Annotated in this window: 17 protein-coding genes; 10 read left to right on the top strand and 7 right to left on the bottom strand. The window is 60.0% G+C overall.

Features of this window, described 5'->3' with window-relative positions:
- Nucleotides 1-299 precede the first annotated feature (299 nt).
- The 3 genes from ACO6TG_RS09025 to ACO6TG_RS09015 all read left to right on the top strand — a co-directional run bounded on the left by ACO6TG_RS09025 (nucleotide 300) and on the right by ACO6TG_RS09015 (nucleotide 5,666).
- Complete coding sequence (locus tag ACO6TG_RS09025; RefSeq protein WP_422377866.1) at nucleotides 300-1,823, top strand: calcium-binding protein; 1,524 nt, start codon at nucleotides 300-302, stop codon at nucleotides 1,821-1,823.
- A 229-nt stretch (nucleotides 1,824-2,052) separates the two neighbouring features.
- The gene (locus ACO6TG_RS09020; protein WP_422377865.1) at nucleotides 2,053-2,469 is read left to right on the top strand and encodes a hypothetical protein; all 417 of its coding nucleotides are present in this window, start codon (nucleotides 2,053-2,055) and stop codon (nucleotides 2,467-2,469) included.
- Nucleotides 2,470-2,741: 272 nt separating this feature from the next.
- Nucleotides 2,742-5,666, top strand: coding sequence for an EAL domain-containing protein (locus tag ACO6TG_RS09015; RefSeq protein ID WP_422377864.1), 2,925 nt, complete (start codon nucleotides 2,742-2,744; stop codon nucleotides 5,664-5,666).
- Between the two features lie 134 nt (nucleotides 5,667-5,800).
- On the opposite strand, the gene ACO6TG_RS09010 is transcribed toward ACO6TG_RS09015, so the two are convergent.
- A complete protein-coding gene (locus ACO6TG_RS09010; RefSeq protein WP_422377863.1) occupies nucleotides 5,801-6,910 on the bottom strand; it encodes an NADH:flavin oxidoreductase in 1,110 nt (369 codons plus the stop codon).
- A gap of 98 nt (nucleotides 6,911-7,008) precedes the next feature.
- Here ACO6TG_RS09010 and ACO6TG_RS09005 point away from each other — a divergent pair, with 98 nt between their 5' ends.
- On the top strand, nucleotides 7,009-7,905 hold the full coding sequence (locus tag ACO6TG_RS09005; protein WP_422377862.1) for a LysR family transcriptional regulator: 897 nt from the start codon (nucleotides 7,009-7,011) through the stop codon (nucleotides 7,903-7,905).
- Between the two features lie 520 nt (nucleotides 7,906-8,425).
- On the opposite strand, the gene ACO6TG_RS09000 is transcribed toward ACO6TG_RS09005, so the two are convergent.
- The 4 genes from ACO6TG_RS09000 to ACO6TG_RS08985 form a co-directional block, all read right to left on the bottom strand.
- Nucleotides 8,426-10,006 carry a hypothetical protein gene (locus ACO6TG_RS09000; RefSeq protein ID WP_422377861.1) on the bottom strand — a complete coding sequence of 527 codons (1,581 nt, stop codon included), beginning with the start codon at nucleotides 10,004-10,006 and terminating at the stop codon, nucleotides 8,426-8,428.
- A 704-nt stretch (nucleotides 10,007-10,710) separates the two neighbouring features.
- Entirely contained in the window at nucleotides 10,711-11,427 is a 717-nt protein-coding gene (locus tag ACO6TG_RS08995) for a response regulator (protein WP_094072089.1), read from the bottom strand.
- Nucleotides 11,424-14,462 (bottom strand): PAS-domain containing protein, encoded by a 3,039-nt coding sequence (locus tag ACO6TG_RS08990; RefSeq protein ID WP_422377860.1) that lies wholly within the window; start codon nucleotides 14,460-14,462, stop codon nucleotides 11,424-11,426. Before ACO6TG_RS08990 ends, ACO6TG_RS08995 begins: the two co-directional genes overlap by 4 nt.
- Before the next feature lie 120 nt (nucleotides 14,463-14,582).
- Complete coding sequence (locus ACO6TG_RS08985; RefSeq protein WP_422377859.1) at nucleotides 14,583-15,506, bottom strand: LysR family transcriptional regulator; 924 nt, start codon at nucleotides 15,504-15,506, stop codon at nucleotides 14,583-14,585.
- 80 nt (nucleotides 15,507-15,586) lie between these two features.
- On the opposite strand from ACO6TG_RS08985, the gene tcuA reads away from it, so the two are divergent.
- Nucleotides 15,587-16,972, top strand: a complete 1,386-nt coding sequence (tcuA, locus tag ACO6TG_RS08980; protein ID WP_422377858.1) for an FAD-dependent tricarballylate dehydrogenase TcuA — start codon at nucleotides 15,587-15,589, stop codon at nucleotides 16,970-16,972.
- The gene (gene tcuB, locus ACO6TG_RS08975; protein WP_422377857.1) at nucleotides 16,962-18,026 is read left to right on the top strand and encodes a tricarballylate utilization 4Fe-4S protein TcuB; all 1,065 of its coding nucleotides are present in this window, start codon (nucleotides 16,962-16,964) and stop codon (nucleotides 18,024-18,026) included. Before tcuA ends, tcuB begins: the two co-directional genes overlap by 11 nt.
- Nucleotides 18,027-18,043: 17 nt before the next feature.
- Here tcuB and ACO6TG_RS08970 read toward each other — a convergent pair whose 3' ends face one another.
- Both ACO6TG_RS08970 and ACO6TG_RS08965 read right to left on the bottom strand, forming a co-directional pair.
- Nucleotides 18,044-19,420, bottom strand: coding sequence for a sensor histidine kinase (locus ACO6TG_RS08970; RefSeq protein WP_422377856.1), 1,377 nt, complete (start codon nucleotides 19,418-19,420; stop codon nucleotides 18,044-18,046).
- Nucleotides 19,417-20,088 (bottom strand): response regulator transcription factor, encoded by a 672-nt coding sequence (locus ACO6TG_RS08965; protein ID WP_422377855.1) that lies wholly within the window; start codon nucleotides 20,086-20,088, stop codon nucleotides 19,417-19,419. Before ACO6TG_RS08965 ends, ACO6TG_RS08970 begins: the two co-directional genes overlap by 4 nt.
- Nucleotides 20,089-20,215: 127 nt before the next feature.
- On the opposite strand from ACO6TG_RS08965, the gene ACO6TG_RS08960 reads away from it, so the two are divergent.
- From ACO6TG_RS08960 to ACO6TG_RS08945, 4 genes are all read left to right on the top strand, one after another.
- Nucleotides 20,216-21,322, top strand: coding sequence for a tricarboxylate transporter (locus tag ACO6TG_RS08960; protein ID WP_422377854.1), 1,107 nt, complete (start codon nucleotides 20,216-20,218; stop codon nucleotides 21,320-21,322).
- A gap of 77 nt (nucleotides 21,323-21,399) precedes the next feature.
- Nucleotides 21,400-23,427 (top strand): tripartite tricarboxylate transporter permease, encoded by a 2,028-nt coding sequence (locus tag ACO6TG_RS08955; protein WP_422377853.1) that lies wholly within the window; start codon nucleotides 21,400-21,402, stop codon nucleotides 23,425-23,427.
- Between the two features lie 10 nt (nucleotides 23,428-23,437).
- Nucleotides 23,438-24,499 carry an isocitrate/isopropylmalate dehydrogenase family protein gene (locus tag ACO6TG_RS08950; RefSeq protein WP_422377852.1) on the top strand — a complete coding sequence of 354 codons (1,062 nt, stop codon included), beginning with the start codon at nucleotides 23,438-23,440 and terminating at the stop codon, nucleotides 24,497-24,499.
- Nucleotides 24,496-25,587 carry a 4-oxalomesaconate tautomerase gene (locus ACO6TG_RS08945; protein ID WP_094072081.1) on the top strand — a complete coding sequence of 364 codons (1,092 nt, stop codon included), beginning with the start codon at nucleotides 24,496-24,498 and terminating at the stop codon, nucleotides 25,585-25,587. Before ACO6TG_RS08950 ends, ACO6TG_RS08945 begins: the two co-directional genes overlap by 4 nt.
- Nucleotides 25,588-25,600: the final 13 nt, after the last annotated feature.

Raw genomic sequence — 25,600 nt, 5'->3', positions numbered from 1 at the left:
GTCATGCGGCAGTATTGCCACGACACGCGGCTTCAAAACGCCGCGGACGGTGAGTGTCCCGGCCAAGGCCTTCTCTCGGGTTCTGCTATTCTGTCCAGAGCGTATCGTCTGTGTCGTTTGTATCATTTGCTCTTTCCGGAAGGCGGAATGTCGATACAAATCTTACAGTCTTTCCAGTGAGCTGACGCAGCCCGGATACGTCGGGACGTCATTTTCTGTGCAGTGGGCACCGGGTCTTAGCCCGGCCGGGACCCAATCGAATTCGGCCTTCGGCCACAGACGCACAGAGGAAGACTGACATGGCTTTGAGATTGCTGGCACCCTATTCCAAGACGCTCGACTGGAACGCCAATCAGGGGCGCGCCTGGTCTGACTGGATGGAAGAAACGGCGGTGCAGACACAAGAGAACGACAGCACGTCGCGCTCCCCCAGACAGAACGAGCGGGCCGATGCCGAAACCGGCGCCGGGGAAGATGACACCGCATCTGTCCGCCGAACTGGACGACAGGACAGTGACGAGGACCCCTACCGGACCGTCGAACGGGCAGAACCGCTGGATGCACCGGTCTGGTCCTTCGGCGGTTATTCCTTTGCGCCGGTTCTTGGTGGATTGGGCGGGGGCAGCCTGATCGACTTCTTCAACATCGGCATCATTGTCACACCGGTCAATTACTGGTTCGACTATGGCGGTGTTGATGAGTTTTTCGGCACGAACGGCATCGACCGGGCCTATGGCCTTTGGGGCGATGACGACATCTTCCTGTTTGACGGCAATGACAGCGGCTATGGCGGCTTCGGCAATGACCTGATTGTCGGCGGCCGCGGCGACGACAATCTCTACGGCCAGACCGGCAACGATGTCCTGAGCGGTGATGTCGGCGACGACTTCCTTGATGGCGGGTCGGGCAATGACACGCTGCTTGGTGGCCACGGCAAGGACCAGATCTTCGGCGGCACAGGTAACGACCGGATCAAGGGCGGCTTCGATCGGGATGTCGTGCGGGCCGGCGATGGCAACGACACGGTTGAGGGTGAAGACGGCAACGACACGCTCTGGGGCGACGAAGGCGACGACACGATCTTCGGCGGAGACGGCGATGACCAGCTGTTCGGCGGTCTGGGCCGGGATCTGCTCCATGGCGGAATTGGCGATGATCAGCTCGAGGGCGGCGCCGGAAATGACGTTCTTGCCGGCGACATGGGCGATGACATCCTCAATGGCCATTCCGGCAATGACAAGATGTCCGGTGGTGGTGGCGGCGACCTGATGACCGGTGGCACCGGTGACGACAACATGGAAGGCGGCGCCGGCAATGACCAGCTTGAAGGGGACGAGGGCTCCGACGAGATGGAAGGGGGCGACGGCGATGACACGCTGCTCGGCGGCGCGGACGGCGATTTCCTCTTCGGTGACGATGGCAACGACTACATCCACGGTGGGGCCGGCAATGATCATATCACCGGCGGCGCCAATGATGCCGGAGACATCGGTGACTATCTGCATGGCGGCGGCGGTTTCGATGTCTTCTATTTCGCAGATGGCGACAGTGGAGGTGCGTCTGATCCGATGGATGTGATCGGTGACTTCACGCAGGGCGGCGACCTGATCGTGATCGAAGGTTTCTTCGCCCAGTTCATGGGCGAACAGAACGGATTTTCCAAAACACCTGGCGCAGAAGCCTATTTCGAGCAGACCCAGAGCGACATCTATGGCGATGTCACCAATGTCTATGTCCGTGACGGCGTCGGCCTTGACGCAGACCTATCCTTCCAGGTGCTGGGACATGTCGATCTGACCCAGAACGACCTGTTCCTCGTCTGAGGATGTCCCGGAGACGGGCGGCGGTCAGTTGACCGCTGCCCGCTTCCAAGCTCCGATCAACTTGCCGCGCTTGAAACCATCCGGTTTGAAGCGCGGTTTTTTGTTTTTGATCCTCAAGTGAGTTGAGACTGATACAATTGAAATATTCAGCGAAATCAATTCGATAAGTGAGATGCCCATCTTCGTAGTGTCAGCAGGAAAGCTGACGGAACAAAGATGGAGATAGCAAATGAAAATGAATGCCACCCTTTTGAGCACGCTTGCGGCTTTTGCCCTTGGCAGTGTCGCCACCGTGTCCCTTCCGGCGACTGCCCAGGCTGCCGACCGCATCGTGACCTGCAACGACGGCACGGTCTATAACTTCGGTCCGGACGATGCGATCAGCAACGAGGTCGCCTGCGCCAACCATGGTGGTGTGAAGCCTGCGTCGCCGTTCAAGGCCTCAAAAATCAAGACCCGCGGCACGACGGTCAAGCCGGCCAAAACAATGCGTGTCTCCGGCAACAGCCAGCGTAACTCGACCGCTGACGGTTCCTATGGCGGTAAGAACAAGGCGCTTGCCTGGTCAGCTGGCTGTTATGCCGAGTTCGGTCCGAACGCGACCCATCCGGATGCCGCACTTCTGGAAAAATGCCTCGGTAACTGATGGCGGGGGCGGGACTTTTTCCTGGCCCTGGTTCAAGATAACCCCGTGTTTCCCCGGAAACGCGGGGTTTCTTGGGTTTTGAGCAGAGCGATCCCGTTGTTCCGAGTGTGTCTTGCAACTCAAGGTGTTTTACTGTTTTTGCAGCCTTAAGTTGAGCTTTGGGATCTCGGTGCCGTAACGTTTCTTCAAGTCTACGTGGCTGTTTATTTTTACTTATTCATGCTTGTCTAACTCTCTCAGTCTAAATGCTGAAGGAGGATATCGAGGCAAGCATGCAGATTGAAGCGCTCAAAAGCAGTTTTCTGGATCTGACAAATGATCCCGTTGCGATTGCGCGTCTTGCGCCTGGCGAAACGACTGCGCGCCTGATCTATGTGAATGCTGCCTTCACCGATGCCTTCGGTTATGCACTGGAAGACGTTTCGGGCGACACCTTGAACCGGCTGCATGCAGGAGACGACTGGTTCTGGCACAGTTTCGAAGACGGGGTGCCTCCTTCAGGGCGGGACAGGCGCCAGGACGGGACATGCCGGCTTGTCCGCGCCGACGGCACAAGTGTCGATACCGGTTTTTCCTATTTTCTTGTCGACGCCGACAAGGACGAGAACGAACAGGGGGGGCGTTATTTTTGCGCCACCTACAGGCCCCGGTCAGGTGTGACGGACGCGGAACGGGCCTACGCACGACTGGTTGCCGCGCTGAATGCCTATCCGGACCCGATCGTCGTCTACGACCGCGATCTGAAGATGATTTTCTGCAATGACGGCTATGCGGCGTCCATGTCGGACAAGCCCGAAGAGCTTGTCGCCGGCATGCATCTTGAGGAAGTGTTGCGTCTGGCCGTTCGCGACGGACGGTATCCGGACGCCATCGGCCGGGAGGATGCCTGGATTCAAAGCATATTGTCGCCTGAGTTTCTGGAAAGCGCCTTTGAAGACGTTGAACTGGATGGCGACGTACACCACCGCCTGTTGCGGTCCAGATCCACTTTCGGCGACTATGTGATTGTCCGGTTGAATTCAACCGAGCTGGTGCGGCAAAAGCGGCAGGCAGAAGCGGCGCAGGCACGGCTGATCGCCGCTTTGAATGCCTATCCCGCTCCCTTTGTCATTTACGACAGCGACGATTGTCTTGTCGTCTGCAACGATGCCTACCGGGCATCCATGTCGGAAAATCCCGAAGACCTGAAAGTCGGTATGCACCGGACGGACGTTGCCCGTGTCGCCATTCGGGCCGGCAAGATCGCCAATGCGGTTGGCCGGGAAGAGGAATGGATGTCCGATCAGCACCAGGATGCGGAAATGGAAAAACCGGTGCAGGATCTCGAGCTTCCCGGTGACGTGCATCACCGGTTGCTCAGGTCCCGTGTCGAGAATGGTGACCTTGTTATCCTGCGGATCGATACTACCGAACTGGTCCGCCAGCGCCGGGCGTTTGAATCCGCACAGGACCGCCTGATTTCGGCGATCCACGCCTATCCCGATCCTTTCGCAATCTATGACGCGGATCTGAAACTGGTTGTCTGGAATCCGGCCTATGAAGAGGCCATGTCGGGCGAGAGCGGCAAACTGACGGCAGGCACCAGCCTGAAAGACGTTCTGTACACCGCTGCCTTGTCCGGCCGGATCCCGGCGGCAGTTGGCTGCGAGGAAGAATGGGCCGAGCGCTATTATTCCTCGCCGCATCTGACGGCACCCGGGGTGGAGGATCTGGAACTTGCCGACGATCAGTATCACCGGGTCGTTCGGTCGCGCACCGAGGCCGGCGAATTCGTGATCCTGCGGCTGAACATCACCGAGGTGGTGCGCCAACGGCGTGCGCTGGAAGAAAAATCCGTGCAGCTGGAAAAGGCGAACCGGGACATCACCTATATGGCACTGCATGATGACCTGACCGGTCTCGGCAACCGTCGCTATCTGGCCCAGAAATTCGACCTGCTTGTTCAAAAACGCCGGGAAAACGGCGGCGAAATCGCCGCGCTTCACATTGACCTCGACCGGTTCAAGAACATCAACGACACGATGGGACATGCGGCAGGGGACGAAGTGCTCCTGGAAATTTCCAGGCGCATTCGGACACATGTTGACCCCGGGGACGTTGTCGCCCGGATCGGCGGCGACGAATTTGTCGTGCTGCTGTCTGTGACGGGCAACAGCGACCGGCCGGAGACACTTGCAAGGGACCTTCTGTCGGATCTTTCCCGTCCCCTCTTCTTTGAGGGCAAGGAATGCCGTTTCGGCGCGACGGTCGGTCTGGCGCGCACGCCCTTGGCCGAAGTAGAACAACTGCTGACGACATCGGACCTGGCGCTCTACAAGGCCAAACGGCGGGGACGCGGCCAACTCGGCATTTTCGACCGGGCCGATCTGGAAGATGCGCAGCGTACCAAGGCCCTTGCGGACGATGTGCTGCGCGGCATCGAGGCCGTCGAGTTCGAGCCCTATTTCCAGCCGCAGATGGACGCGGCGACGGGAGAGGTGGTCGCGTTGGAAGCGCTCGCGCGCTGGCGCCATCCGGAATACGGCATCCTGGCGCCGGGCGCCTTCCTGTCCATTGCAACAGATCTGAACGTTGCCGGGGACATCGACAGATTGATCTTCGAACAGGCGATTGCCGCCTGCCAGTCGGCCTTCGGGTCGGATGCGCGGCCGCCGTCCCTGTCATTCAATGTCAGTGAAGGCCGGATCAACCACCACGATTTCGATGCGATCCAGCGCCAGGTGCAGGCCTATGCGGGCCAGGTGAGTTTCGAACTTCTGGAAACGATCTTTCTGGAAGAACAGGACGATGCGTCCCTGTGCCGGCTCGACCGGCTGCGCGAACTCGGCATCGCCATTGAGGTCGACGATTTCGGCAGCGGCCGGGCGTCGGTCGTTGCGTTGCAAAGGATCAATCCGGATCGATTGAAGATCGACCGCCGGCTTGTTGCGCTGGTCGACAAGGGCAGCGGCGGATTGCGATTGCTGAGGTCCCTTATCGAAATCGGTCACGCACTGGAAATCGGCGTCACGGCGGAAGGTGTCGAGACCCGGGATCAGGCCGACATCCTGGCCGGGCTCGGCTGCGACCGCCTGCAGGGGTACCACTTTGCCCGGCCAATGGCCTTTGCGGATCTCGTGGCCTTTCTCCGGAAGAGCGAAGATGCCCGGTCGGAGCAGGTCTTCCAGCCTGACCGACGACTGCCACCGATGTTCTGAAACCTTCAGGACGTTCTGAGACTGTCCGTCAATGCACAGACATCAGGTCGCCTTCAGATCAGATGGAAGACGCCGAGGCAGGTGGACCCGGACATGTCCGGGCCCACACACGCTTTCAACCTAGTCTGGCCAGGTTATTCGGCTGGAACTCTGGCGAAGTAGTCATTGGCGCTTTTAAGATCGGCCAGCGGAGAAAACATGTCGAAGCTGAACGCTTCGGGCACGTGCTGCTCCTGAACTTTCCGGGGCCAGTCCGGCGCGGCGAGGGCCGGCTTGCCGATCGCGATCAGATCGGCGCTGTCATCCGTCAGCATCTTCGCGGCGCGGTCCGGATCTCCCAGGCCGCCATTGGCGATCACCGGCAGCCCTGACAGAAGGCGGGCCAGCCTGGCAAGGGAGGGGCCGGTCTCGAAGGCCGGTTGATCGGCGTTGAACTCGGTCGTGTGGATGTAGCTGGCGCCGGCCTTGGCCAGTTGCGGGAAAATGACCCTGGCATCGTCCTCAGCGCCGGCCCATTTGTGCTCGAAGTCGTTCACCTTGGCCTGGGAAATGCGAACACCGACGGTAAAGTCTGCTCCGGTGGCGTCACGGACACGGCTGATGACATCACAGGTCATCCGAAGACGGCTCAGCGTGTTGCCACCGAAATCGTCCGTGCGCCGGTTGGTGTAATCGGTGAGGAACTGATCAAGCAGATAACCATTCGCGCCGTGAATTTCGACGCCGTCAGCACCGGCATCCTGGGCGCGGCGGGCGGCGTCGGCAAAGCCCTTCACGGCGGTGTCGATCTCCGCCGGAGACAGTTCCCGTGGTGTCGGGTAGGGGCCTTCGCCGCGATAAAAACCCATCTGGGTGCCCCTGGGCGGCACGGAGGAGGGCGCGCGGGTTTCGGACTTGAAGCGATTATACTGCGACAGGGCGCCTGCATGCATGAGCTGCAGGATCACTTTTGAACCTGCTGCCTGAATGTCCCTGATCAGCCTGGCCCAGCCGGCGGCCTGCTCCGGGTCGGTGATGCCAGGCTGATACTGATAGCCCTGGCTATAGGCCTTGTCGGTATAGACGCCTTCCGTAATCACGGCGCCAAACCCGCCGTCGGCGAAGGCCCTGTAATACGGATACATCAGATCGCCGACACAGCCGTCCTGGGTGGCGCTGACGCGCGTCATCGGCGCAACAAGCGTCCGGTTTCTCAGCTTCATCGACGCGAGCTGGAACGGTTCGAACAGTGGTGAGAATGACATGACTGACTCCATGAGAAACACTGGAGCCAATCTATTCACTGAGTCTTGCTCTGATAATTTTGCAATTTGTCTCCTGTTCTTTTACAAACCATCACATAATGAGTACTGAAAATCTGACTGAATATCTGCGTGTTTTTCGCACCGTTGTTGAGCATGAGAGCTTCTCCGGTGCCGCGCGCGCGTTGAACATGACGCCCGCCTGGGTGGCCAGGCAGGTGACCCGGCTGGAGGAACACATGAATGCGTCCCTCCTGATCCGCTCGACACGTCAGTTGCGGCTGACAGACGCCGGGGAGGAGACCTACCGCGTCGCCGGCCGGGTGGCGGATGAGCTGCAATCCTTGCGGGACAGCCTGCAGCGCAATGCCGCCGAGATCACTGGAACCGTGCGCCTCAACGTGCCCACCGTCTATGCCTTGGGGCAGCTCGGCAATCGCCTGTCCGATTTTCAGAAACGCTATCCAAACCTGACAATGGAAGTGACCGCCACCGACAGTTTCGTCGACGTCTTCAACGACGAAGCGGATATCGTCGTGCGGATTGCACACACGCTCCATGACAGCAGTGCGGTCGTGCGCAAGATCGGGGAGGTGCCAAGGGTGCTGTGTGCTTCGCCCGACTATCTCGCCGCTCAGGGCGCGTTGTCCTCACTGGACGATATCAGGTGCCACAGGGCCCTGGTTTTCAGCAGCCTGCAGGCCTCGCCCCAGTGGCATCTGTCCGACGGCAAAACCGAGGCCTGGATCGACCCGGTGGCCGTCGTTCGCGCAAACAACAGCTTCCTTCTGAAAACCGCCGCACTTGCCGGAACCGGTCTCGCCTTCCTGCCGAAGGTGATTGTCGAAGACGAGCTGAGAACGGGCGATCTGGTCCACATCCCCGCTTTCGTCGATTGCTCCCCGTTCCAGATGTACCTGTTACGGGCACCGGTCAAACACCTGCCGGCCAGAACCCGGCTCGTCTGGGATTTTCTGTCGGGGAAGGATGGAGGGTAGGTGGAGTGCGCGCCGGGTGATTCAGACCCGGTGGCCTTGGCAAGCAGCCGCTTGATGGACTTTCATTTTGCCTGACTGATTGCACAAGAGACTGGTCTGGACATCCGGAGGGGAACGGGACGACCGGGATGGGGAGGTGAGGTTTTGATTGTGGATGGCCGAAAAGGGGCGGACTGGCAACTCTGGACGACCGAACTGGCCGAAGCGGCCATTCACGTGAGCGATACACGCGGACGCAATCGGCCCTAACCAGACATTCGACCATTCTTGAAACAGTGGCGGTTTTGCGGCCCCAAGTCGGTCGTTCACCGAGTCTCTACCTGATCCTGAAAACTACCGTTCGTAGCGAGCCGAACGAATGCCCGGACAGGGCGGGAAGCGGACTTTTGCTGCGGAACAAACAGAAGTCGAGCTTGCAGAGAAACACGATCCCACTTCTCAGGAGGGTGGACATGCCCCGATAGCGTAATTGTGCTCGTTCAAAGGCAGTAAGATGACCCTATAGGACGAGCACATTGCGTCATCGCGGTCGTCGCCATACCTGTGAATAGGTTATTAGTGTCATCACCGACATCAACAACACAGGCAGGATCACCAAAGCGATCCAACTCCCATTAAATGCAAGCGAAGCTGTCGTATAGACAACAGCGCCGGATGGCAGGATTACGGCAGTTAGCACGACGGTGATTTTTGCAAGCGTACTGTCTAGATATAGTCCCACCCAAGGCACGCCCCAAACGGCGGTGTCTGTCCTCGCAAAGTCAATGCGGCTAAACAGCTGCTTCAGGTGGAGGTAATGATAGGTTTGCGTGAAAAAGACGAACGCTCCGCCGAAAAGAGACAAAAACCCGATCGGTATAGTCAAGCCGAACAGACTTACCGTTGTGTTATTTTTTCCCTGCTCGAGCTGTTGCCGGATTAACGTTTTTAGCTCGTCAAAGGGCGTCGCACCATACTGTTCATGATACGCCACTAGAGCAGGAAAACTCTCCTCAAATGAACCTAAGACGACCGGATTCCGGTCCAATATTCCTAATGGTAGACGTGCCAGCACCAGGCTTTGGGCGTCAAAGGGGGTGCTTTTAGCCTGAGCGGGAATCAGAACCTTGGTTTGTACTGAAAAATCCTTTGCGCTGCTGGTTCCATCCCAAGCGTCCATCCATCCCTCGCCCATCGTAGCCATGGCGATAAAGTTCTTATGGAGTGATAGATGCAATACCATGCTCGAACGGGTCTCGAGTTGGTCTAGATACCTCAAGACATCCCCCTCCACATGGAAACCGAAGTCGGCGATGTCGGCGGGATCAGATACATGAGCTTTTACCTGCTCCCGGAAATTCTCATAAGCCTCGCGACGATCCTGAAGACCGCCGGCAAACATCCAGAGACAATCCGATGCTGGTTCGTCGTCGATATCGTCCAATCCGCATCTTTTTGAATGAAACTGAACATCGGCATTACCAAATGCAAACATAACGTTCTTCGTCATCGAGAAGGCGCCGCTTGTGTCCGAAGGCGAAGGCTCAAGCGTTTGAAGGCTGTGATCCAGCGCAAGCACATTCCAGAAATCACTGAAGCCGCGGAGTGACGAGGGGCGGTCGAATGCCACCGCGCTGTGTGGCGTGTAAAAGTAAGGACCTTCTTCGATTTCTTCGGCGGCTCGAATTCCTGGCGGACCGTAATGATCGGAAGATAGCGTCTCCTGCGAAAGCTTTTTCCAAGACACAAGTAGTGAATCTGAAAGTAGTGACACCGCTGACGCAGAAAACTCCTCGGAAATCGGATAGCCTAGTTCCCCAGCCGCATCGCGGAACAGCCCATTCATTTCTGTGCCGGCTTCTTCGGGAAACAGAGTGACAGTTCCGAAGACTCGGGAGCGCGGGAGTTCGCCGTGATGATCTGCATATGCACTAATCGCGAGCGCTTCCAAGTCGTTGCGCTTCCAATCCTGAGACAGTCTCTCCACAATGAGCAACTCGTTGTAAGCCTCATATGGTTTTGAACTCTGCTCAGCCTGCGCGAATATCAAGACCGTCACGCTAACTACAATAATCGCGAAATGCGTTGTCCGCACATGCTCTACAAGTTTCGATAAATCCACGGCGCGCTTTCAAAAGTCGTTTTTGTTGCAATGGGCTAATAAACATAGGTTTAAAGTGCCAGTGGAATAAATCAAGAATTGTATTTTCTGATGTGCTCACTCTCGGGAAGAAATAGAATTATACAATAACATCAATTAATTGGCTGGAAGTGAATGCGTTGTATGCAGCAACAAAAACCTGGCAAAGCAATCCTGCTCGTCGGCTGAAAAGCTGAATGCCCCTTAAACTTGTAGACACCTTCTTCCCTAGTTTTGGGGCAAAGAGGGAATCATGGACGCAGCCGAATTTGTATTTCGATTCCAGTCGCGATGCCGTGCGCCAGTAACAGGCACATCGAGACTATCGGCGCTCAATCTGAAGCGGGATTTCTGCGCGACATTTTTTGGCCTAAATGCGGGAAGCGGACTTGCGCTGCAAATCAAACGTATGGCGGCTTCGGGCCGGAAGCGGCGACCCGTTCAGGGCCGACGAATGTCAGCTAACCGCAAGCGGAGCACGTTTGCCGCTAGTCCGCTCTCGGCCCCATTCCTGTCATTCGTTTCGACCGCCGAGAAAGCCCGCTCCCCGCCCTTCTCGGACCTTCATTCACATAGCAACGAAGGTCAGCTTTCTGGATCAGATCGGCAAACGTCAAACGACCGCATTGGCAACCCGTTCCGGTCGCCCATGGTCACTCCGATAAGCTTCGATCCGGGCTTCCCTCTCAATCAAACACATACCCGATCCCGCGCACCGTCCGGATGGTTTCCGGTTTGGTCGGGTTGGTTTCGATCTTGCGGCGGAGCCGGGAAATGCGGAGGTCGATGGAGCGGTCGAAAGGTTCCCAGCCCTTGTCGTGGGCCTGTTCCAGAAGCTGGTCGCGGTTGAGGACGCGGCCGCGATTTTCCGCAAAGACGCGAAGCAGGCTGAATTCCATCGCCGTGATGGCGATTTCGTCGCCGCCGGGCCCGAACAGCTTGGCGCCGTCAAGGTCGAGCCGGCAGGGGCCAAAAGTCACCGTGCCCGACTGACGGGTTTTTTCCACCTGGTCGGCATCGGCAAAGGTCTGGCGGCGCAGGGCCGCCTTGATGCGGGCTTCCAGTTCGCGCAGATCCACCGGTTTTCCGACATAGTCGTCAGCGCCCATTTCAAGCCCGACAATGCGGTCGATGACTTCACTCGCTGCTGTCAGCATGATGACCGGAATGGTGGACGTTGCACGCAAGTCGCGCAGTGCGGTCAGGCCGTCGGTGCCGGGCATGTTGACGTCGAGAATGATCAGGGCCGGCTGAAGCCTTTCCAGCAGCTGCTTCATCTCGGCGGCATTCGGGGCCTCGGCAACATCATAGCCGCGTTCGCTCAGGTATTCGGCGACCATCTCGCGCAGATGCGGTTCGTCATCGCAGACAAGGATCTGTTTCGGGGACGGGGTGCTGGTCATTGCGAGGTCTCTCCACCACCTAGCTGGTTTAGAAGACAGGCAAGGTCTTCTTTTGAAATCGGTTTTTCGACATAGGGGCGCCGGCTGTCGGCCAGGAAGCGCTGGACGGCGGATCCCATGGAGTCGCCGGTGACAAATCCGATCCGCTGCGCATAGCTGGGCAAGCGCTCCTGAAGGGTCCTGTAGAAGCCCTCCCCATCCATACCCGGCATCTTGAAGTCACTGACAATCAGGTCGACTGGTGTGTGCGACAGGAGCGCAAGAGCTTCACGCGCACTTGTGGCCTGCACCGTCTGGCAGCCGAGATCGGTCAGGAGATCGGAGATCAGTTCGCCGACGCCCGGCTCGTCGTCGACCACGAGAACACGCCGCTGCACCGGGGCAGCCGCAGGTGCTTCGGCCTCAATATGGTCTCCGGCCTCCGGCTTCAGGGCCTTGAGCCGGACGAAGAAACTCGTGCCTTGCCCGGGTGTCGAGGTGACCTCCAGAACGCCGCCATGGGTGTCGATGATCCGGTGGCTGAACGCCAGTCCGACACCGGTGCCTTCGCCGACATCCTTGGTCGTGAAAAACGGTTCGAAGATGCGGGCCCGGATTTCCTCCGGAATGCCCGGACCGTTGTCCCTGATTTCCAGAACGGCCTGATCGCGGTCGACATCGTAGGACGACAGAAGCGTCAGTTGCGCCTTCTCGCCAAGCGGGGCGAGCGCGTGTTCGGCATTGACGATCAGGTTGGTGAACACCTGGACAAGCTGGTCGGCGTCGCCGGAGATCTGCGGCAGGTCGTCGTCGAATTCCGTGGTCACCGTCGCGCCGTTGGACCGCAAACCGTAACCCGCAACATCAAGCGCAACAGAGGCGATCTCGTTCAGCGAACAGGGTTCGATGCTGGCAGGACGTTGACGGGCCATGGCCAGGAAGGTCTTGACGATCTTCGCGCTCCGGTCCGCCGCCTCGGCAATCCGGTCGACCCGTTTGGCGAGCACGGGGTCGTCGAACTTGCCTTTCAGCATCTGGGCATAGCCGGTGACGATCGAAAGCGGGTTGTTGAGCTCGTGGGCGACGCCTGCCAGAAGTTCGCCCAGGGCCGACAATTTTTCGCTCTGATGGGCAATGTCCCGCTGTTTCTGCAGTTCCTCCTGCATTGCCAGAAGGTCGGAAATGTCGCGCGTCGAGGAGACGATGACATTCTCGCCCTTGTAGTCGGTGACGCGGGCCGCGGTGATGCCCTGCATGATCGAGCCATCCGCCCGGCGGAACTGAACCCGGTAGTCGTCAAGCGTGCCGGTCGGCAGCAACGCCTCCAGATAGCGGACCCGGTCTTCCGGCGTGAGGAAGAAACTGAGGGTCGAGTCGATCTCGCCGAAGCGTTCCCGGGAGGCGGGCGGGCAATAGATGATCTTGCCGTCCTCGATGCGCGAGACCAGGAAGTTGGCCGGACAGGCCTCGACGATCTTGCGCAGAAGCAGATCTGCCTCGCGTTGTTCTTCCTCGGCCCGACGCTGCTCGGTGATGTCGGTGAAGGACACCAGATAGCCGTCCAGTTCGGTCTTGTGGGCGGAGGCGAGCAGAATGCGGCCGCCTTCCAGGTGCAGCGTTTCCTTTTTGTGATAGATCCTCACCTTGCGGCCGAGATCGTCCATATAGGCGTGTTTTTCAACGCCTTCGGGAAGGCGGAGTACACCGGCATCGATGAGCCGGTCCATCATCGGCACGAGGTTTTCGCCGGGTTGAGGGGCTGGGAGTTCGCTGAAATACATCTCGTGCCAGAGGCGATTGCCGAGGACGAAATTGAGGTCTCGGTCGAACAGCACAAGCCCCTCGTCGAGCGACTGGATGGCATCGTTCAGCGTCTGGAGGCTGCGGGTCTCGGCTTCCTTCAGCGCGGTGATGTCCGTAACAACGACGACCCGGCCATTGTCCTGGGTTATGGCGCGTTCAACGACATAATGCCGGCCGTCTCGGAAGCGAACCTCCATCGGGGCCAGGGTTTCGCGCTGTTGTTTGACGGCCTCGGCAAACATCGCCGCGGCCCGGTCTCCGGCGTCGCGTCCGGCAATTTCGGCAATCTTCGGGGCCAGCAGATCAATCCGTTCCTGGTCCGTGAGTTTCAGGATTTCATCCGCGGTCAGGCCAAAGGGGGCGGCAAAGGCATCGTTGCAATGGGTGAACTGACCGTCGGCGGCCTCAATGGCAACGCCGACCGGCAACCGGGCGACCGCGTCCGTGAACAGACGCTCGGCGCGCAATTGATCGGTGACATCCTCGATGGTCAGCAACCGGCCCTGCAGTGCAGTCTCATAGACATTGCCGACAATTTCCCGGCCCTGGTTGTTCGGCACGGAAAACCCTTTGGCCGCCTGCCGGATCATCCGGTCGAGTTCATCCAGGATCTCGGTGCTGGGGGTCCAGGGAGGAAGCGGAAACTGACCGGTTGCGATGGCGTCCGCATGGATGTCCCGCATGGTGCGGCCCGGGACCAGAAGATCGTTGTTGGGGTCGCCGATCTCGCGAAACTTCGTGTTGGCCAGCACCAGCCGGTCATCATCGTCAACCAGCGCAATGCCGAAATCGACAGCTTCAATGGCGCCATGAAGCAGATCGCGGGCGCGGGCTTCGGCGGTGCGCTGTTCGGTGATGTCGCGAACGGTGGCAACGATGCCGCCGTCCTTCAGCAGCGCAAGCGTGATTTCCCGCTGGCTGCCATCGGCAACGCTGATTTCGATTTTCAGTTTGCCGGCAGAGGCAAGCGCCTGGAAGATGCCGGGCAAGCCACCGTCCGGACCGCGCACGATGTCAATATGACCGCTGCCGATGGCGCTGCCGATGATCTCCTGCATCGGGGTTCCCGGAACCAGCAGGTCTCTGTGCGGTCCGAGCATGTCCGCATAGCAGCTGTTGGCGAAGACCAGCCGCTTGTCCCGGTCATAAAGGACAAAGCCTTCCTCCAGCGCCTCGACCGCTTCTTCCAGCAAGTGCTGCTGGATCCGGTCGCCGCCGGCAAGAGCTGTATCGCTGTCGCCCTGCTGAAACATGTCCCACTCTTCCTGCCACCCGGGGTGTGAAGACACCCCGAACCACTTCGGTAGCTGTCCGGTATTTCAGTTTGACCTTATCGTTTGTATCAATTGTATCAAAGGGGGCGGCCGGAGCCTTTACTCTGCCCCGCTCAGGAGCCGGGCGCGGTTGCGGAGTTCGGCTTTCAAGATGCTGGCAGCGGCGCTGTCGGCTGCGCCCTGTCTGGCAAGCAAGCCAATCGGCCGGGTCACTTCCGGGTCTTTCAATGTCTTGAAGACGAGTTGTTTTCCAAGCTCGGAATGCTGCGCGGAGCGCGGCAGCAAAGCCACGCCGGCGGATGCGCCGACCAGTTCCATCGCCGTTGTCGTCCGCCCGACTTCAAAGGTCCACTGCGCGGAAAGGCGGCTGCGGGCCATGGCGTCATCGATCAACAGGCGATTGCCGGTTCCGCGGGCCGGCAGGATCAAGGGTTCGTTCAGAAGATCGGACCAGTGCACTGTTTTGCGGTCGGCAAGTGAATGATCTCCTGAGACCGCGAGTGCGATTTCGTCATCAAAGAGGGGGGCGAAATCGGTGTTGGGTTCGAGTGACCCGAGTGAACAGACACCAAAGTCGGCGTCTCCCTGCGAGACCGCCTCGGCCACTTCGTTGGCGGCCCGGTCCAGAAGGCGCAAGCGCACGAGCTCTCCCCTTGATCGAAGGGTATGGAGTGCCGGGATCAGCAGGGGCGTTACGGCGCTGGGGATCATGGCAAGCGTGACAACAGCGCTCTGCTGATAGGCAAAGGCAACGCTCTCGTCGCGCATGGCCAGTGTCGTTTCTTCCGCGCTGTCGAGCATGGCTTCGGCGCGGGCCTGCAGTCTTTTGGCGGCGAGGGTCGGTTTGACGCTTCTGGTCGAGCGTTCGAACAGGTCGGACCCGAGTGTGTCTTCCAGCTTCTGGATCCTGCGGGTGACGGCCGGCTGGGACATGTTGAGGCGGCCCGCGGCAGCATGAAACGACGCGGTGTCCATCACGGCCAGGAAGATCTCAAGGTCCTGAAAATCGAATTTGATGCGCATCTTGCATTAATTGCTAAAAATGTAGCATTGGTCAAATCAATCCGGCAGGGTGTAGATCCTCCCTGGAGAGGAAGCGCACCATGACCACATCACCTGACATTGCCGTCATCGGCGGTGGCAACGCAGCGCTTTGCGCCGCCATCACGGCCGCGGAAAAGGGCGCACGCGTCGTCATCCTGGAAACAGCGCCCAAGGCCTATCGGGGTGGCAATTCCCGCCACACCCGCAATTTTCGCTGCATGCATGGTGGCCCGTTGGGCCCGCTTGTGGAGGACTATTCGGAAGAGGAATATTTCGAAGACCTTCTGAAAGTCACTGGCGGCAAGACCGACGAACACCTGGCGCGGCTTGCCATCCGCACGTCCGAGGAATGTCTGCCCTGGATGCAGGACCACGGGGTGCGTTTTCAGCCTTCCCTGTCCGGCACGCTCTCGCTGGCCCGCACCAATGCCTTCTTCATGGGAGGAGGCAAGTCGCTGGTCAATGCCTATTACCGAACCGCCGAAGGCTTGGGCGTCGAGGTCGTCTACGAAGCGCATGTCACGCATCTGGAACTGGACGGCGACCGGATTAAACATATCGACTATGAGCATGAAGGGCAGAAAAAGCGTCTTGAGCCCAAGGCCGTGGTGGTCGCTTCCGGCGGCTTTCAGGCGGACACCGACTGGCTGACCCGGGCCTGGGGCCCGCCGGCCCAGAACTTTCTGATCCGTGGCACCCCCTATAATCGCGGCGTCGTTCTGGCGGACCTGTTGGACCAGGGCGTTCAATCGGTCGGTGATCCGACACAGTGCCACGCCGTCGCGATCGACGGACGGGCGCCGAAATTCGATGGTGGCATCGTCACGCGTCTCGACTGCGTGCCGTTCTCCATCGTCGTCAACAAGAATGCCGAGCGCTTTTACGATGAAGGCGAGGATGTCTGGCCGAAGCGCTATGCGATCTGGGGACGCCTGGTGGCGAACCAGCCCGACCAGGTCGGCTATGTCATCATCGACGCCAAGTCTCTGAACCTGTTCATGCCCTCCGTGTTTCCGCCGATCAAGGCGGAGACGCTGGAAGACCTGGCGGACCAGATGGGACTGCCGGCCGAAGCTCTGCGCAAGACCGTCGAAGAGTTCAATACCGCCTGCGGTGACACGTCCAATTTCCACCCGACCGAACTGGACGGGGTGGCGACAACGGGGCTGACACCGCCCAAGACCAACTGGGCCAGGCCGATCACCGAGCCGCCCTATTACGGCTATAGCCTGAAGACCGGTGTGACCTTTACCTATCTCGGCCTGAAAGTCGACGAAAACGCCCAGTGCAGCACCGAGGCCGGCCTGATCCGCAATCTCTGGGCTGCCGGAGAAACCATGGCCGGTTCGATCCTCGGGCAGGGCTATCTTGCCGGTTTCGGCATGACAATCGGAACGGTCTTCGGACGGATTGCCGGCAGGGAGGCGGCACATTATGCAAGCTGAACTGCTACAGGAAGCGCGCCGCCAGGCTGAAATCTGCAACGCCTGCCGCTATTGCGAAGGTTATTGCTCCGTCTTTCCGGCGCTGCACGAGGAACGGTTTTTCACCGATGCCAACCTGACCCAACTGGCCAATCTCTGCCACAACTGTCGGGGCTGCTACTACGCGTGCCAATACACGGCACCGCATGAATTTGACCTGAACCTGCCAAAAGCCCTTGCCGAGGTGCGGCAGGACAGCTGGGAAAGCTTCGCCTGGCCGGGGGGCATTGCCACCCTGTTTCAAAAAAACGGAGTGATGATTGCCCTGGCAACGATTGTCGGGTTTGCGCTCCTGTTTCTGGCTTTTCGTGCGCTTGGTTCGGCAGGAGGGGATGGCTTTTATGCGGTGCTCTCGCATTCCGCCATGGTTGCAATTTTTCTGCCGGCCTTCCTGTTCCCGCTGGTCAGCCTTGGCGTCAGCCTGACGCGCTATTGGAGGGCAACGGGGGGCAGCAAGATCACCTGGACACAAATCGTCGATGCGTTCGGATCGGCCGCCAAGATGCGGAACCTCGCCGGAGGTCATGGCGATGGCTGCAATTTCGAGGATGAGGACCGGTTCAGCCAGGCGCGCCGGCTGGCCCATCAGGCCGTCATGTATGGCTTCCTGCTCTGCTTCGCGTCGACCTCCGCCGGCACGGTGATGCACTATGTTTTCGATCTGCAGGCGCCTTACGGCCTGTTCTCGCTGCCGAAATTGCTGGGCATCCCTGGCGGTATCCTGATGGTTCTGGGCACCGTGTGGCTGGCAGGACTGAAACTGAAGGCCGACAAAAATCTGGGCGCGGTGTCTGCCTGGGGCGGCGAGATGGGCTTCGTCCTGCTTCTGTTCCTGGTCGCGCTCAGTGGCCTGTTGCTTTATGCTCTCGGATCGACGGCCGCCATGCCGGCGATGCTGGCAATCCATCTCGGGTCGGTGCTCAGCTTTTTCCTGCTGACACCCTATTCCAAGATGGCCCACGGGTTTTATCGTCTTGCAGCCCTTGTGCGGGATGCGCAGAGAAAAGGCGTTTAAGTGGGCGGGACGGCCGTTCAGACCGGCTGACGCGCCAGGGGCAGCGTCAGCTGAACCTGAAGGCCGGGCGACGCCGGCGTCAGTGACAGACCGCCGCCATGACGATGGGCAACACGTTCGACGATTGGCAGGCCGAGACCGCTGCCATCGTTGTTTTCCCCGACCTGGCCGAAACGTTGCAAGGCTGTCTGGATTTCGTCTTCGGTCAGACCCAGTCCGTCATCGGTGACCGTGATGGTGGCCTGGTCCTGCGCAACACCACTTTCAACCCTGATTGTGCCGAGCGTGTCACCACCATGGCGAAGCGCATTGTCGATCAGGTTTGAAACCGCTTCGCGAACCATGGTCCTGTCGGCGGAAAGCTCAATGTCCGCCCGTGCGGGCAGAAAGTCGATGCTGATGCCGCGCCGTGCCTTGCGTTGACATTCGGCGGCAAGATCGGCGAGCAGGTCGTTCAGGGCGAAGGTTTCCTTGGCCGATGCCGGATTGATGGATTTTGCGCGCTCATAGGACAGAAGCTTCTGGGCCAGCTGGCTGGTTTCCTTCGCGGCCTTGACGAGATCATCCGCACGCTGACGCATGGCTGTTTCCGTCTTGGCTGAGCGGACGGATTCGGCAAGCGCCAGCACGCCGGCAAGCGGGTTGCGGAGCTGATGCGCAGCGTTGGAAATGAATTCACCCTGCGTTTCCATGGCATCCGAAACCTGCCCGAGCAAGCGGTTGAGCGTGCGCACGATGCCTTCCACCTCCACAGGGACGGGGCGGCGGATCGGTTTCAGAACGTCGCCGGAGCGCAGGTCGATGGCCTGCTGAAGGTCACTCAGCGGCCACAGGCCGATACGGATCCCGAACCACACGATCAGGGCGAGCGAAAGGATGATCGACGAAATCGCCACGAAGGAGCGCAACATCAGGGCCTGGACGAAGGCGGACCGGATCTGTACGTCCTGCCAAACCGTTGTCGTGAACACACCGCTGAAACCGTCGACCTGCATGCGTGTGCGCATCCGGTACCCGCGCACCTCGCGGCCCAGATATTCGCCGTTGAAATAGACCGGGTTGAGGTCGTCGCCCGCCGTTCTCGGAATGCCGGCCGGCGGGGTTGCATAACCGGCCACAATGACGCCGTCCGGTGCATAGACATGGTAGTAGACCCGTCCGCCGGACGTATCGGCCAGGATCTGTCTTGTTGCCGGAACCAAAGCATCCCCACCCGACAGGGCGACGTCATTGGCGACCGCAAGCGCTGCGGATTGAAGACTGCGGTCGAAGACGTCGCTGGCGGTGACCCTTGCGTTGTTGAGCTGCCACAGGCCCGCGATGCCGGCAACGAACAGCAGCGGTAGAAGGATGATGACGGTCAGGCGCAGGCGAAGAGAATAGGATCTCTTCATGCGATAGACCCTTGCAGCGAATAGCCGATGCCGCGATGCACCTGAATGTGAATGTCGTAAGGGCCGAGGCGTTTGCGCAGCCGAGACACATAGACTTCGATCACCTTCTCGTCGGTCTCGCTGCCAGCACCGTAAAGCTGGTCGAGCAGGCTGGCCTTCGACACCGTCCGGCCATTGGCCTGGAAAAGGGCTGCGAGCAGAGCAAGTTCGCGGCGCGGAATTTCCAGGGCGGTCCCGTCTTCGAAGAGCTGCATGGTGCCGGGGTCGAATTTCAGAGGGCCGAGATCCACAAACTGTTTTGGCGCCGTGGCCTTGCGCCGCCCGAGGGCGCGGATGCGAGCGGCCAGTTCATCCATCTCGAAGGGCTTGACGAGATAGTCGTCGGCGCCTGCGTCGAGCCCTTTGACACGGTCCTGCGTTTCGGATCGCGCGGTCAGGAGGATCACCGGACGGGGGTCATCGCGCTCTCTCAGATCGCTCAGGAGATCAAGCCCGCTCTTTCCGGGAAGGTTGATATCGAGAATAACGAGGTCGCCGGGTTCCTGTTTCAGGAAGAGATCCGCCTCGTCGCCAGTGTGTAGAACATCAACCGAGTGACCGGCATCCCTGAGCTGGTAAGCTATGCCCTTGGCCAGACTGACATTATCTTCGACGAGCGCGATCCGCATATTCTTTTTCTTTTCGATGAAAGCTTATTGCAAGCTTCGCAGGGAAATCTGAATGCATCAAGCCGCTTTTCCGCGGACTGACTGTGCGGCAGTCAAACGAAATTGACTGCGCCATTGGGAGGAAAACATGATTCTTAAGAAGCTTGCGCGCCAGCTCGCGCTTGGTGTGATGTGCACTGCCGGAGCGCTGGTTCCGGCCCAGGCCCTGGCCGAAGGTATCGACCTGTCCGGCAAAACCGTCGAGTGGGTCATTCCCTTCTCCGAAACCGGTGGGTCCGCCAAATGGGCGAACTTCTATGCGCCGCTCCTGAGCGAGGCCCTGCCGGGCCAGCCGACCGTGGTTGTGAAGTTCATGCCGGGGGCCGGTTCAACCAAGGGCGCCAACTGGTTCCAGAACCAGGACTTTGCAGACAGCGAAGGCACCCTGATTTTCGGCTCGTCCGGTTCGACCCAGTTCCCGTATCTGCTTGGCGACCCGCGTGTCCGCTATGAATATGGCGACTGGAACGTGGTTCTGGCCTCCGGCACGGGCGGCGTTGCCTATCTGCCGCCGGATCTGGCGTCCAAGATGAACGGCAATGACGCGAGTGCTTTGCGTGACACCGATTTCATCTATGGCTCGCAGGGCGCAACACGTCTCGACCTGGTGCCGCTGCTGGCCTGGGAGATGCTCGGTCTCAATGTGGAGCCGGTCTTCGGCATCAAGGGCCGCGGTGACGGCCGGCTGATGTTCGAGCGCGGTGAAGCCAATATCGACTATCAGACGTCCTCGTCCTACCTCAAGGGCGTGACACCGCTTGTCGAAGCCGGCACGGCCGTGCCGATGATGAGCTGGGGCGCGTTGAACCCGGACGGCGACATCGTTCGCGATCCGACATTCCCGGACATGCCGACCTTCAAGGAAGTCTGTGAAGCAACGGACGGATGTGAAACGTCTGGCGAAAAGTGGGATGCCTGGAAGGCCTTCTTCATCTCCGGTTTTCCGGCGCAGAAGATGGTGTTCCTGCCGAAGGGCGCAACGCCCGAGGCGATCCTCACCTATTCCCAGGCCTTTGAGAAGGTCAAGGCACGCGACGACTTTGCCGAGATCTCAGCCGGCCGTCTCGGAAAATATCCGCAGATGACAGGCGCAAAGGCTGATGGTGCCCTGCAGAACGCCACTCAGGTGCCGGCAGCGGCCAAGGACTTCGTGGTCGGCTGGCTGCAGGAACGCTACGGCGTCTCCCTGAAATAACGGCAGAACCAGCTCCGCCCGCCCGGGTCTGACCGGGCGGGCCCCTTCTTTCAGACAATCAAATCAGAGACGATCCAGTGGACATTCTCGGTACCGCTCTGCCTGCGCTCGCCCAGGCGTCAGAGATGATCTTCCAGCCCGCGGTCCTCGGCTACCTCGTGCTCGGCGTGGTCATGGGGCTCTGCATCGGCGTGTTTCCCGGCCTTGGCGGCATTGCCGGACTGTCCCTGCTGCTGCCCTTCATGTTCGGCATGGACCCGGTTCTGGGTCTCGCCCTGATGATCGGCATGGTCGCCGTGGTGCCGACCTCCGACACATTCGCGTCCGTTCTGATGGGCATTCCAGGCTCGTCGGCCTCGCAGGCAACCGTTCTGGACGGCTTTCCGCTGGCCAAGAAGGGGGAAGCGGCACGCGCGCTCTCCGCAGCGTTTGCCTCGTCTCTCTTTGGCGGCCTTGTGGGCGCCGCTTTCCTGACCGTCTTCATCCTGGTTGCCCGGCCGATCGTGCTGGAATTCCGAACGCCGGAACTCCTGATGATCACGCTGTTCGGCCTTTCCATGGTGGGCATTCTGGCGGGCCAGGTTGCGATCAAGGGGATCGTTGCCGCGGGCCTTGGCCTGATGGTGGGCACGATCGGCGAAGGCGACAGCGCCGGCGCCTTGCGCATGGCCACCTACGACATGCCCTATCTCACCGACGGGCTGAAGCTGGTCATTGTCGGTCTCGGCATTTTTGCAATTCCCGAAATCGTTGCGCTGCTGCGCCAGGACCGCGCCATTGCCGAACGCTCCATGCTCGGCGGCGGCTGGCTGCACGGTGTGCGCGACTGGTTCTCCAATATCTGGCTCAGCATCCGCTGCTCGCTGATCGGCGTGACGGTTGGTGTCATCCCGGGTCTTGGTGGCTCCGTCGTCGACTGGATCGCCTATGGCCACACGGTTCAGACGTCCAAGGACAAATCAAAATTCGGCAATGGCGACATTCGCGGCGTGATCGGGCCGGAAAGTTCCAACAACGCCAAGGAAGGCGGCGGACTGGTACCGACGCTGCTCTTCGGGATTCCGGGCTCCGGATCGATGGCCGTCTTCATCGGGGCGGTTGCGTTGCTCGGGTCAGGCTCGATCGAAGTCGGTCCGTCGATGCTGAAGAACAATCTCGATGTGACCTATGCCATCGTCTGGCTGCTGGCGCTGGCCAATGTCGTCGGCACGATCATCTGTATCCTGGGCTCCGGCGGCATTGCGCGTCTGACGACCATTCCGTTCGCGCTGCTGGCCCCGTTCCTGTTCATGATCATCTCCTTTGCGGCGTTCCAGTCGGGCCAGAACCTGATGGATCTGGTGGCGCTGTTTGCCATTGGCCTGCTCGGCATCCTGATGCGCCGGTTCGACTGGTCCCGTCCGGCCTTCCTGATCGGCTTCGTCCTGTCCAATCCGGCAGAGACCTATACCAACCAGGCCGTTCAGATTGCGCAATCCCGGTTCCGCAAGGGCTTCGAAGAGGGACTGGAATACATCTTCTCGCCGATTGTCATCGTCCTGATCATCATCACGGTGATCTCGGTGGTGGTCGGTCTGCGCCAGTCCAAGAATATCCGCGCGGAAGGTGAGGTGCCGCATGGCACCAAGCGGGCGCCGCTGATCTTCCTGCTCGCCATTCTGGGCTACCTGGCCTTTGCCTTCACCAACGCGTCGCTGATCCCGGACTATGCATCGGCGGACCGCGTCTTCCCGCAATTTGTCGGCCTCGTCTCGATCATCGGCTGCCTGATCCTCCTGTTCCGGATGCGCGGCAGCTCCGAACAGGACCCGCTTTTCTGCGACAGCGAAGCAGGCAACTCCGAGGACAACCGGCACGGCCTTTGGCGGACGCTGGCCTGGTTCGCCGGCTTGCTGATCCTGACCTCGCTGGTCGGCTTCATCCTGGCGCTGGCCGTGTTCCTGGTGGCATTCATCCACTTCCGGGCAGGGCGCAGTTGGGGATATGCCGGTCTATACGGCGCCTGCGGCATCGCCTTCATGTGCGGCATGGCCTGGCTTCTCAACCGCGACTTTCCGCCGGGCCTTCTGCAGTCCTTCGTCAAGCTGCCCTGGCCGCTGACCTGAGGAGCAGGTCATGGCACTGAAGCTTCTCTGTCTTGCCGGTGACGGCATCGGTCCGGAAATCATGGCGGCCACCCAAATGGTGGTCGCCGCTGCGGCCGCATGCCATGGCCTGGACCTGCAGTTTGAAGACCGGGAGATCGGTTTTGCCGCGCTTGAGGCGCAGCAGTCCACGATCCCCGAGAGCGTGATCGAGGCAGCAAGGGCCGCGGACGGCGTTGTCCTCGGACCTGTCTCGCACAACGCCTATCCTCCGCGCAAAGCGGGCGGGCTCAATCCCTCCGGCGTGTTGCGCAAGGAGCTGGATCTTTTTGCCAATATTCGACCGGCGACAAGCGTTGCCGGTTTGCCGACGCCGACGGGTGCGCCGGTCGACCTGGTGATCTTCCGGGAGAACCTTGAAGGCTTTTACGCGGATCGAAATCTTCATTCAGGTCCGGGTGAATTCATGCCAGTGCCGGGCGTTGCCATGGCCATGCGTCTGGTGACGCGGCATGCAAGCGAACGCATCGGGCGGGCCGCCTTCGCCTATGCTGAGCGTGAAGGCCGCAAGCGGGTGACAGCGGTCCACAAGGCCAATGTGCTGCGCACAACCGACGGCCTCTTTCTGGAGGTCATTCGCGAGATCGCTGCTGACCACCCGGACATCGCTTATGACGAGGTCCTTGTCGATGCGGCAACAGCCTTGCTGGTCCGGGATCCCTCCAGATTCGATGTCATCGTCACCACAAACATGTTCGGCGACATCCTGTCGGATCTTGCGACGGAACTTGCCGGGGGGCTTGGCCTTGCCGCCTCTCTCAATCTTGGACCGCACCACGCCGCGGCTCAGGCCCAGCACGGCTCCGCCCCGGACATCGCAGGCCAGGACAAGGCCAATCCGACCTCGCTGATCGGCTCCGCGGCCATGCTGATGGCGCAGCTTGACTGCCCGTCGGTCGCCCTGTCGATCCAGACAGCGCTGACAGAAGCGCTGTCACGACCGGCAACGCGCACCGCCGATATCGGCGGTCCTCTCGGCACAAAAGCCTTCACAGACAGTGTCATCGATTTACTTTGGGAGACGGATGCATGATCCAGACATCAACCCCCTTCATTTTCATGCGCGGCGGGTCGTCGCGCGGGCCCTATCTGCGTCGCAAGGATTTGCCGGAAAATCTCGACGACCTTTCCAATGTGCTGACATCGATTGTCGGGGCAGGCCACCCGTTCAACATTGACGGGATCGGTGGTGGCACCGCGGTGACCACCAAGGTTGCGATGCTGTCCAGGTCGGACGACGACTGGGCCGATGTGGACTATTTCTTTGCCCAGGTCGGTGTGGAGGAGAAACTGGTCGACTACAAACCCTCTTGCGGAAACATCCTGGTCGGCGTCGGTCCGGCGGCCATCGAAATGGGTCTTGTCGAACCGACCGGTGATGTGACCGAGGTGAAGATCCGCGCAGTCAATACGGGCTCGCTGGTGTCTGAACTTGTGCAGACGCCCGGCGGTGCGGTTCAATATGACGGCGAGGCGGCCATTGATGGCGTGCCGGGCACGGCCGCACCGATCGAGCTGCGGTTCATGAAGGTGGAAGGCAGCGTGACCGGGGCCCTTTTCCCGACCGGCCAGAAACAGGAAATCATCAACGATGTCGCCGTCACGTGCATGGATGTTGCAATGCCGATGGTGATCGGACGTGCGGCCGATTTCGGCATAACGGGAACTGAAAGCGCCGCCGAGCTGGACGCCAACAAAGACCTCTTTGCGAAGATGGAAGCGATCCGTCTCATCGCGGGCGAGCGCATGGGGCTTGGCGATGTCAGCAAATCGGTAATCCCGAAATTTGGGCTACTGGCCCCGGCACAAGATGGTGGATCGGCCCTGGTGCGCTATTTCATGCCCTGGAAGTGTCATCCGACGCTTGCTGTCACGGGATCTCAGTGCCTGGCCTCGTGCCTTCTCGCTCCCGGAACGATCGGGGAGGGGCTGCTTGACGGTCCGGCAACAGCTCCGGTCTTGCTTCAGCTGGAACACCCGATGGGCAAAATGGAAGTCGTGATCGACTATGACATCGACGGGGATACGTTTCTGGTGAAATCGGCGGGCCTGCAGCGCACTGCGCGCAAGCTTGCGACCGGAGAAGTCTTCATTCCGGGGACAGTCTGGACCCGGAACTGATACGCGGTTTTTG

The sequence above is a fragment of the Roseibium sp. genome (genome assembly GCF_965233565.1).
Classification (GTDB): domain Bacteria; phylum Pseudomonadota; class Alphaproteobacteria; order Rhizobiales; family Stappiaceae; genus Roseibium.
This window is presented reverse-complemented; position numbering and strand designations above follow the sequence as displayed.

Coding starts and splice junctions, on each gene's coding strand:
- ACO6TG_RS09025 (WP_422377866.1), top strand. CDS start 300: ATGGCTTTGAGATTGCTGGCACCCTATTCCAAGACGCTCGACTGGAAC.
- ACO6TG_RS09020 (WP_422377865.1), top strand. CDS start 2,053: ATGAAAATGAATGCCACCCTTTTGAGCACGCTTGCGGCTTTTGCCCTT.
- ACO6TG_RS09015 (WP_422377864.1), top strand. CDS start 2,742: ATGCAGATTGAAGCGCTCAAAAGCAGTTTTCTGGATCTGACAAATGAT.
- ACO6TG_RS09010 (WP_422377863.1), bottom strand. CDS start 6,910: ATGTCATTCTCACCACTGTTCGAACCGTTCCAGCTCGCGTCGATGAAG.
- ACO6TG_RS09005 (WP_422377862.1), top strand. CDS start 7,009: ATGAGTACTGAAAATCTGACTGAATATCTGCGTGTTTTTCGCACCGTT.
- ACO6TG_RS08995 (WP_094072089.1), bottom strand. CDS start 11,427: ATGACCAGCACCCCGTCCCCGAAACAGATCCTTGTCTGCGATGACGAA.
- ACO6TG_RS08990 (WP_422377860.1), bottom strand. CDS start 14,462: ATGTTTCAGCAGGGCGACAGCGATACAGCTCTTGCCGGCGGCGACCGG.
- ACO6TG_RS08985 (WP_422377859.1), bottom strand. CDS start 15,506: ATGCGCATCAAATTCGATTTTCAGGACCTTGAGATCTTCCTGGCCGTG.
- tcuA (WP_422377858.1), top strand. CDS start 15,587: ATGACCACATCACCTGACATTGCCGTCATCGGCGGTGGCAACGCAGCG.
- tcuB (WP_422377857.1), top strand. CDS start 16,962: ATGCAAGCTGAACTGCTACAGGAAGCGCGCCGCCAGGCTGAAATCTGC.
- ACO6TG_RS08970 (WP_422377856.1), bottom strand. CDS start 19,420: ATGAAGAGATCCTATTCTCTTCGCCTGCGCCTGACCGTCATCATCCTT.
- ACO6TG_RS08965 (WP_422377855.1), bottom strand. CDS start 20,088: ATGCGGATCGCGCTCGTCGAAGATAATGTCAGTCTGGCCAAGGGCATA.
- ACO6TG_RS08960 (WP_422377854.1), top strand. CDS start 20,216: ATGATTCTTAAGAAGCTTGCGCGCCAGCTCGCGCTTGGTGTGATGTGC.
- ACO6TG_RS08950 (WP_422377852.1), top strand. CDS start 23,438: ATGGCACTGAAGCTTCTCTGTCTTGCCGGTGACGGCATCGGTCCGGAA.
- ACO6TG_RS08945 (WP_094072081.1), top strand. CDS start 24,496: ATGATCCAGACATCAACCCCCTTCATTTTCATGCGCGGCGGGTCGTCG.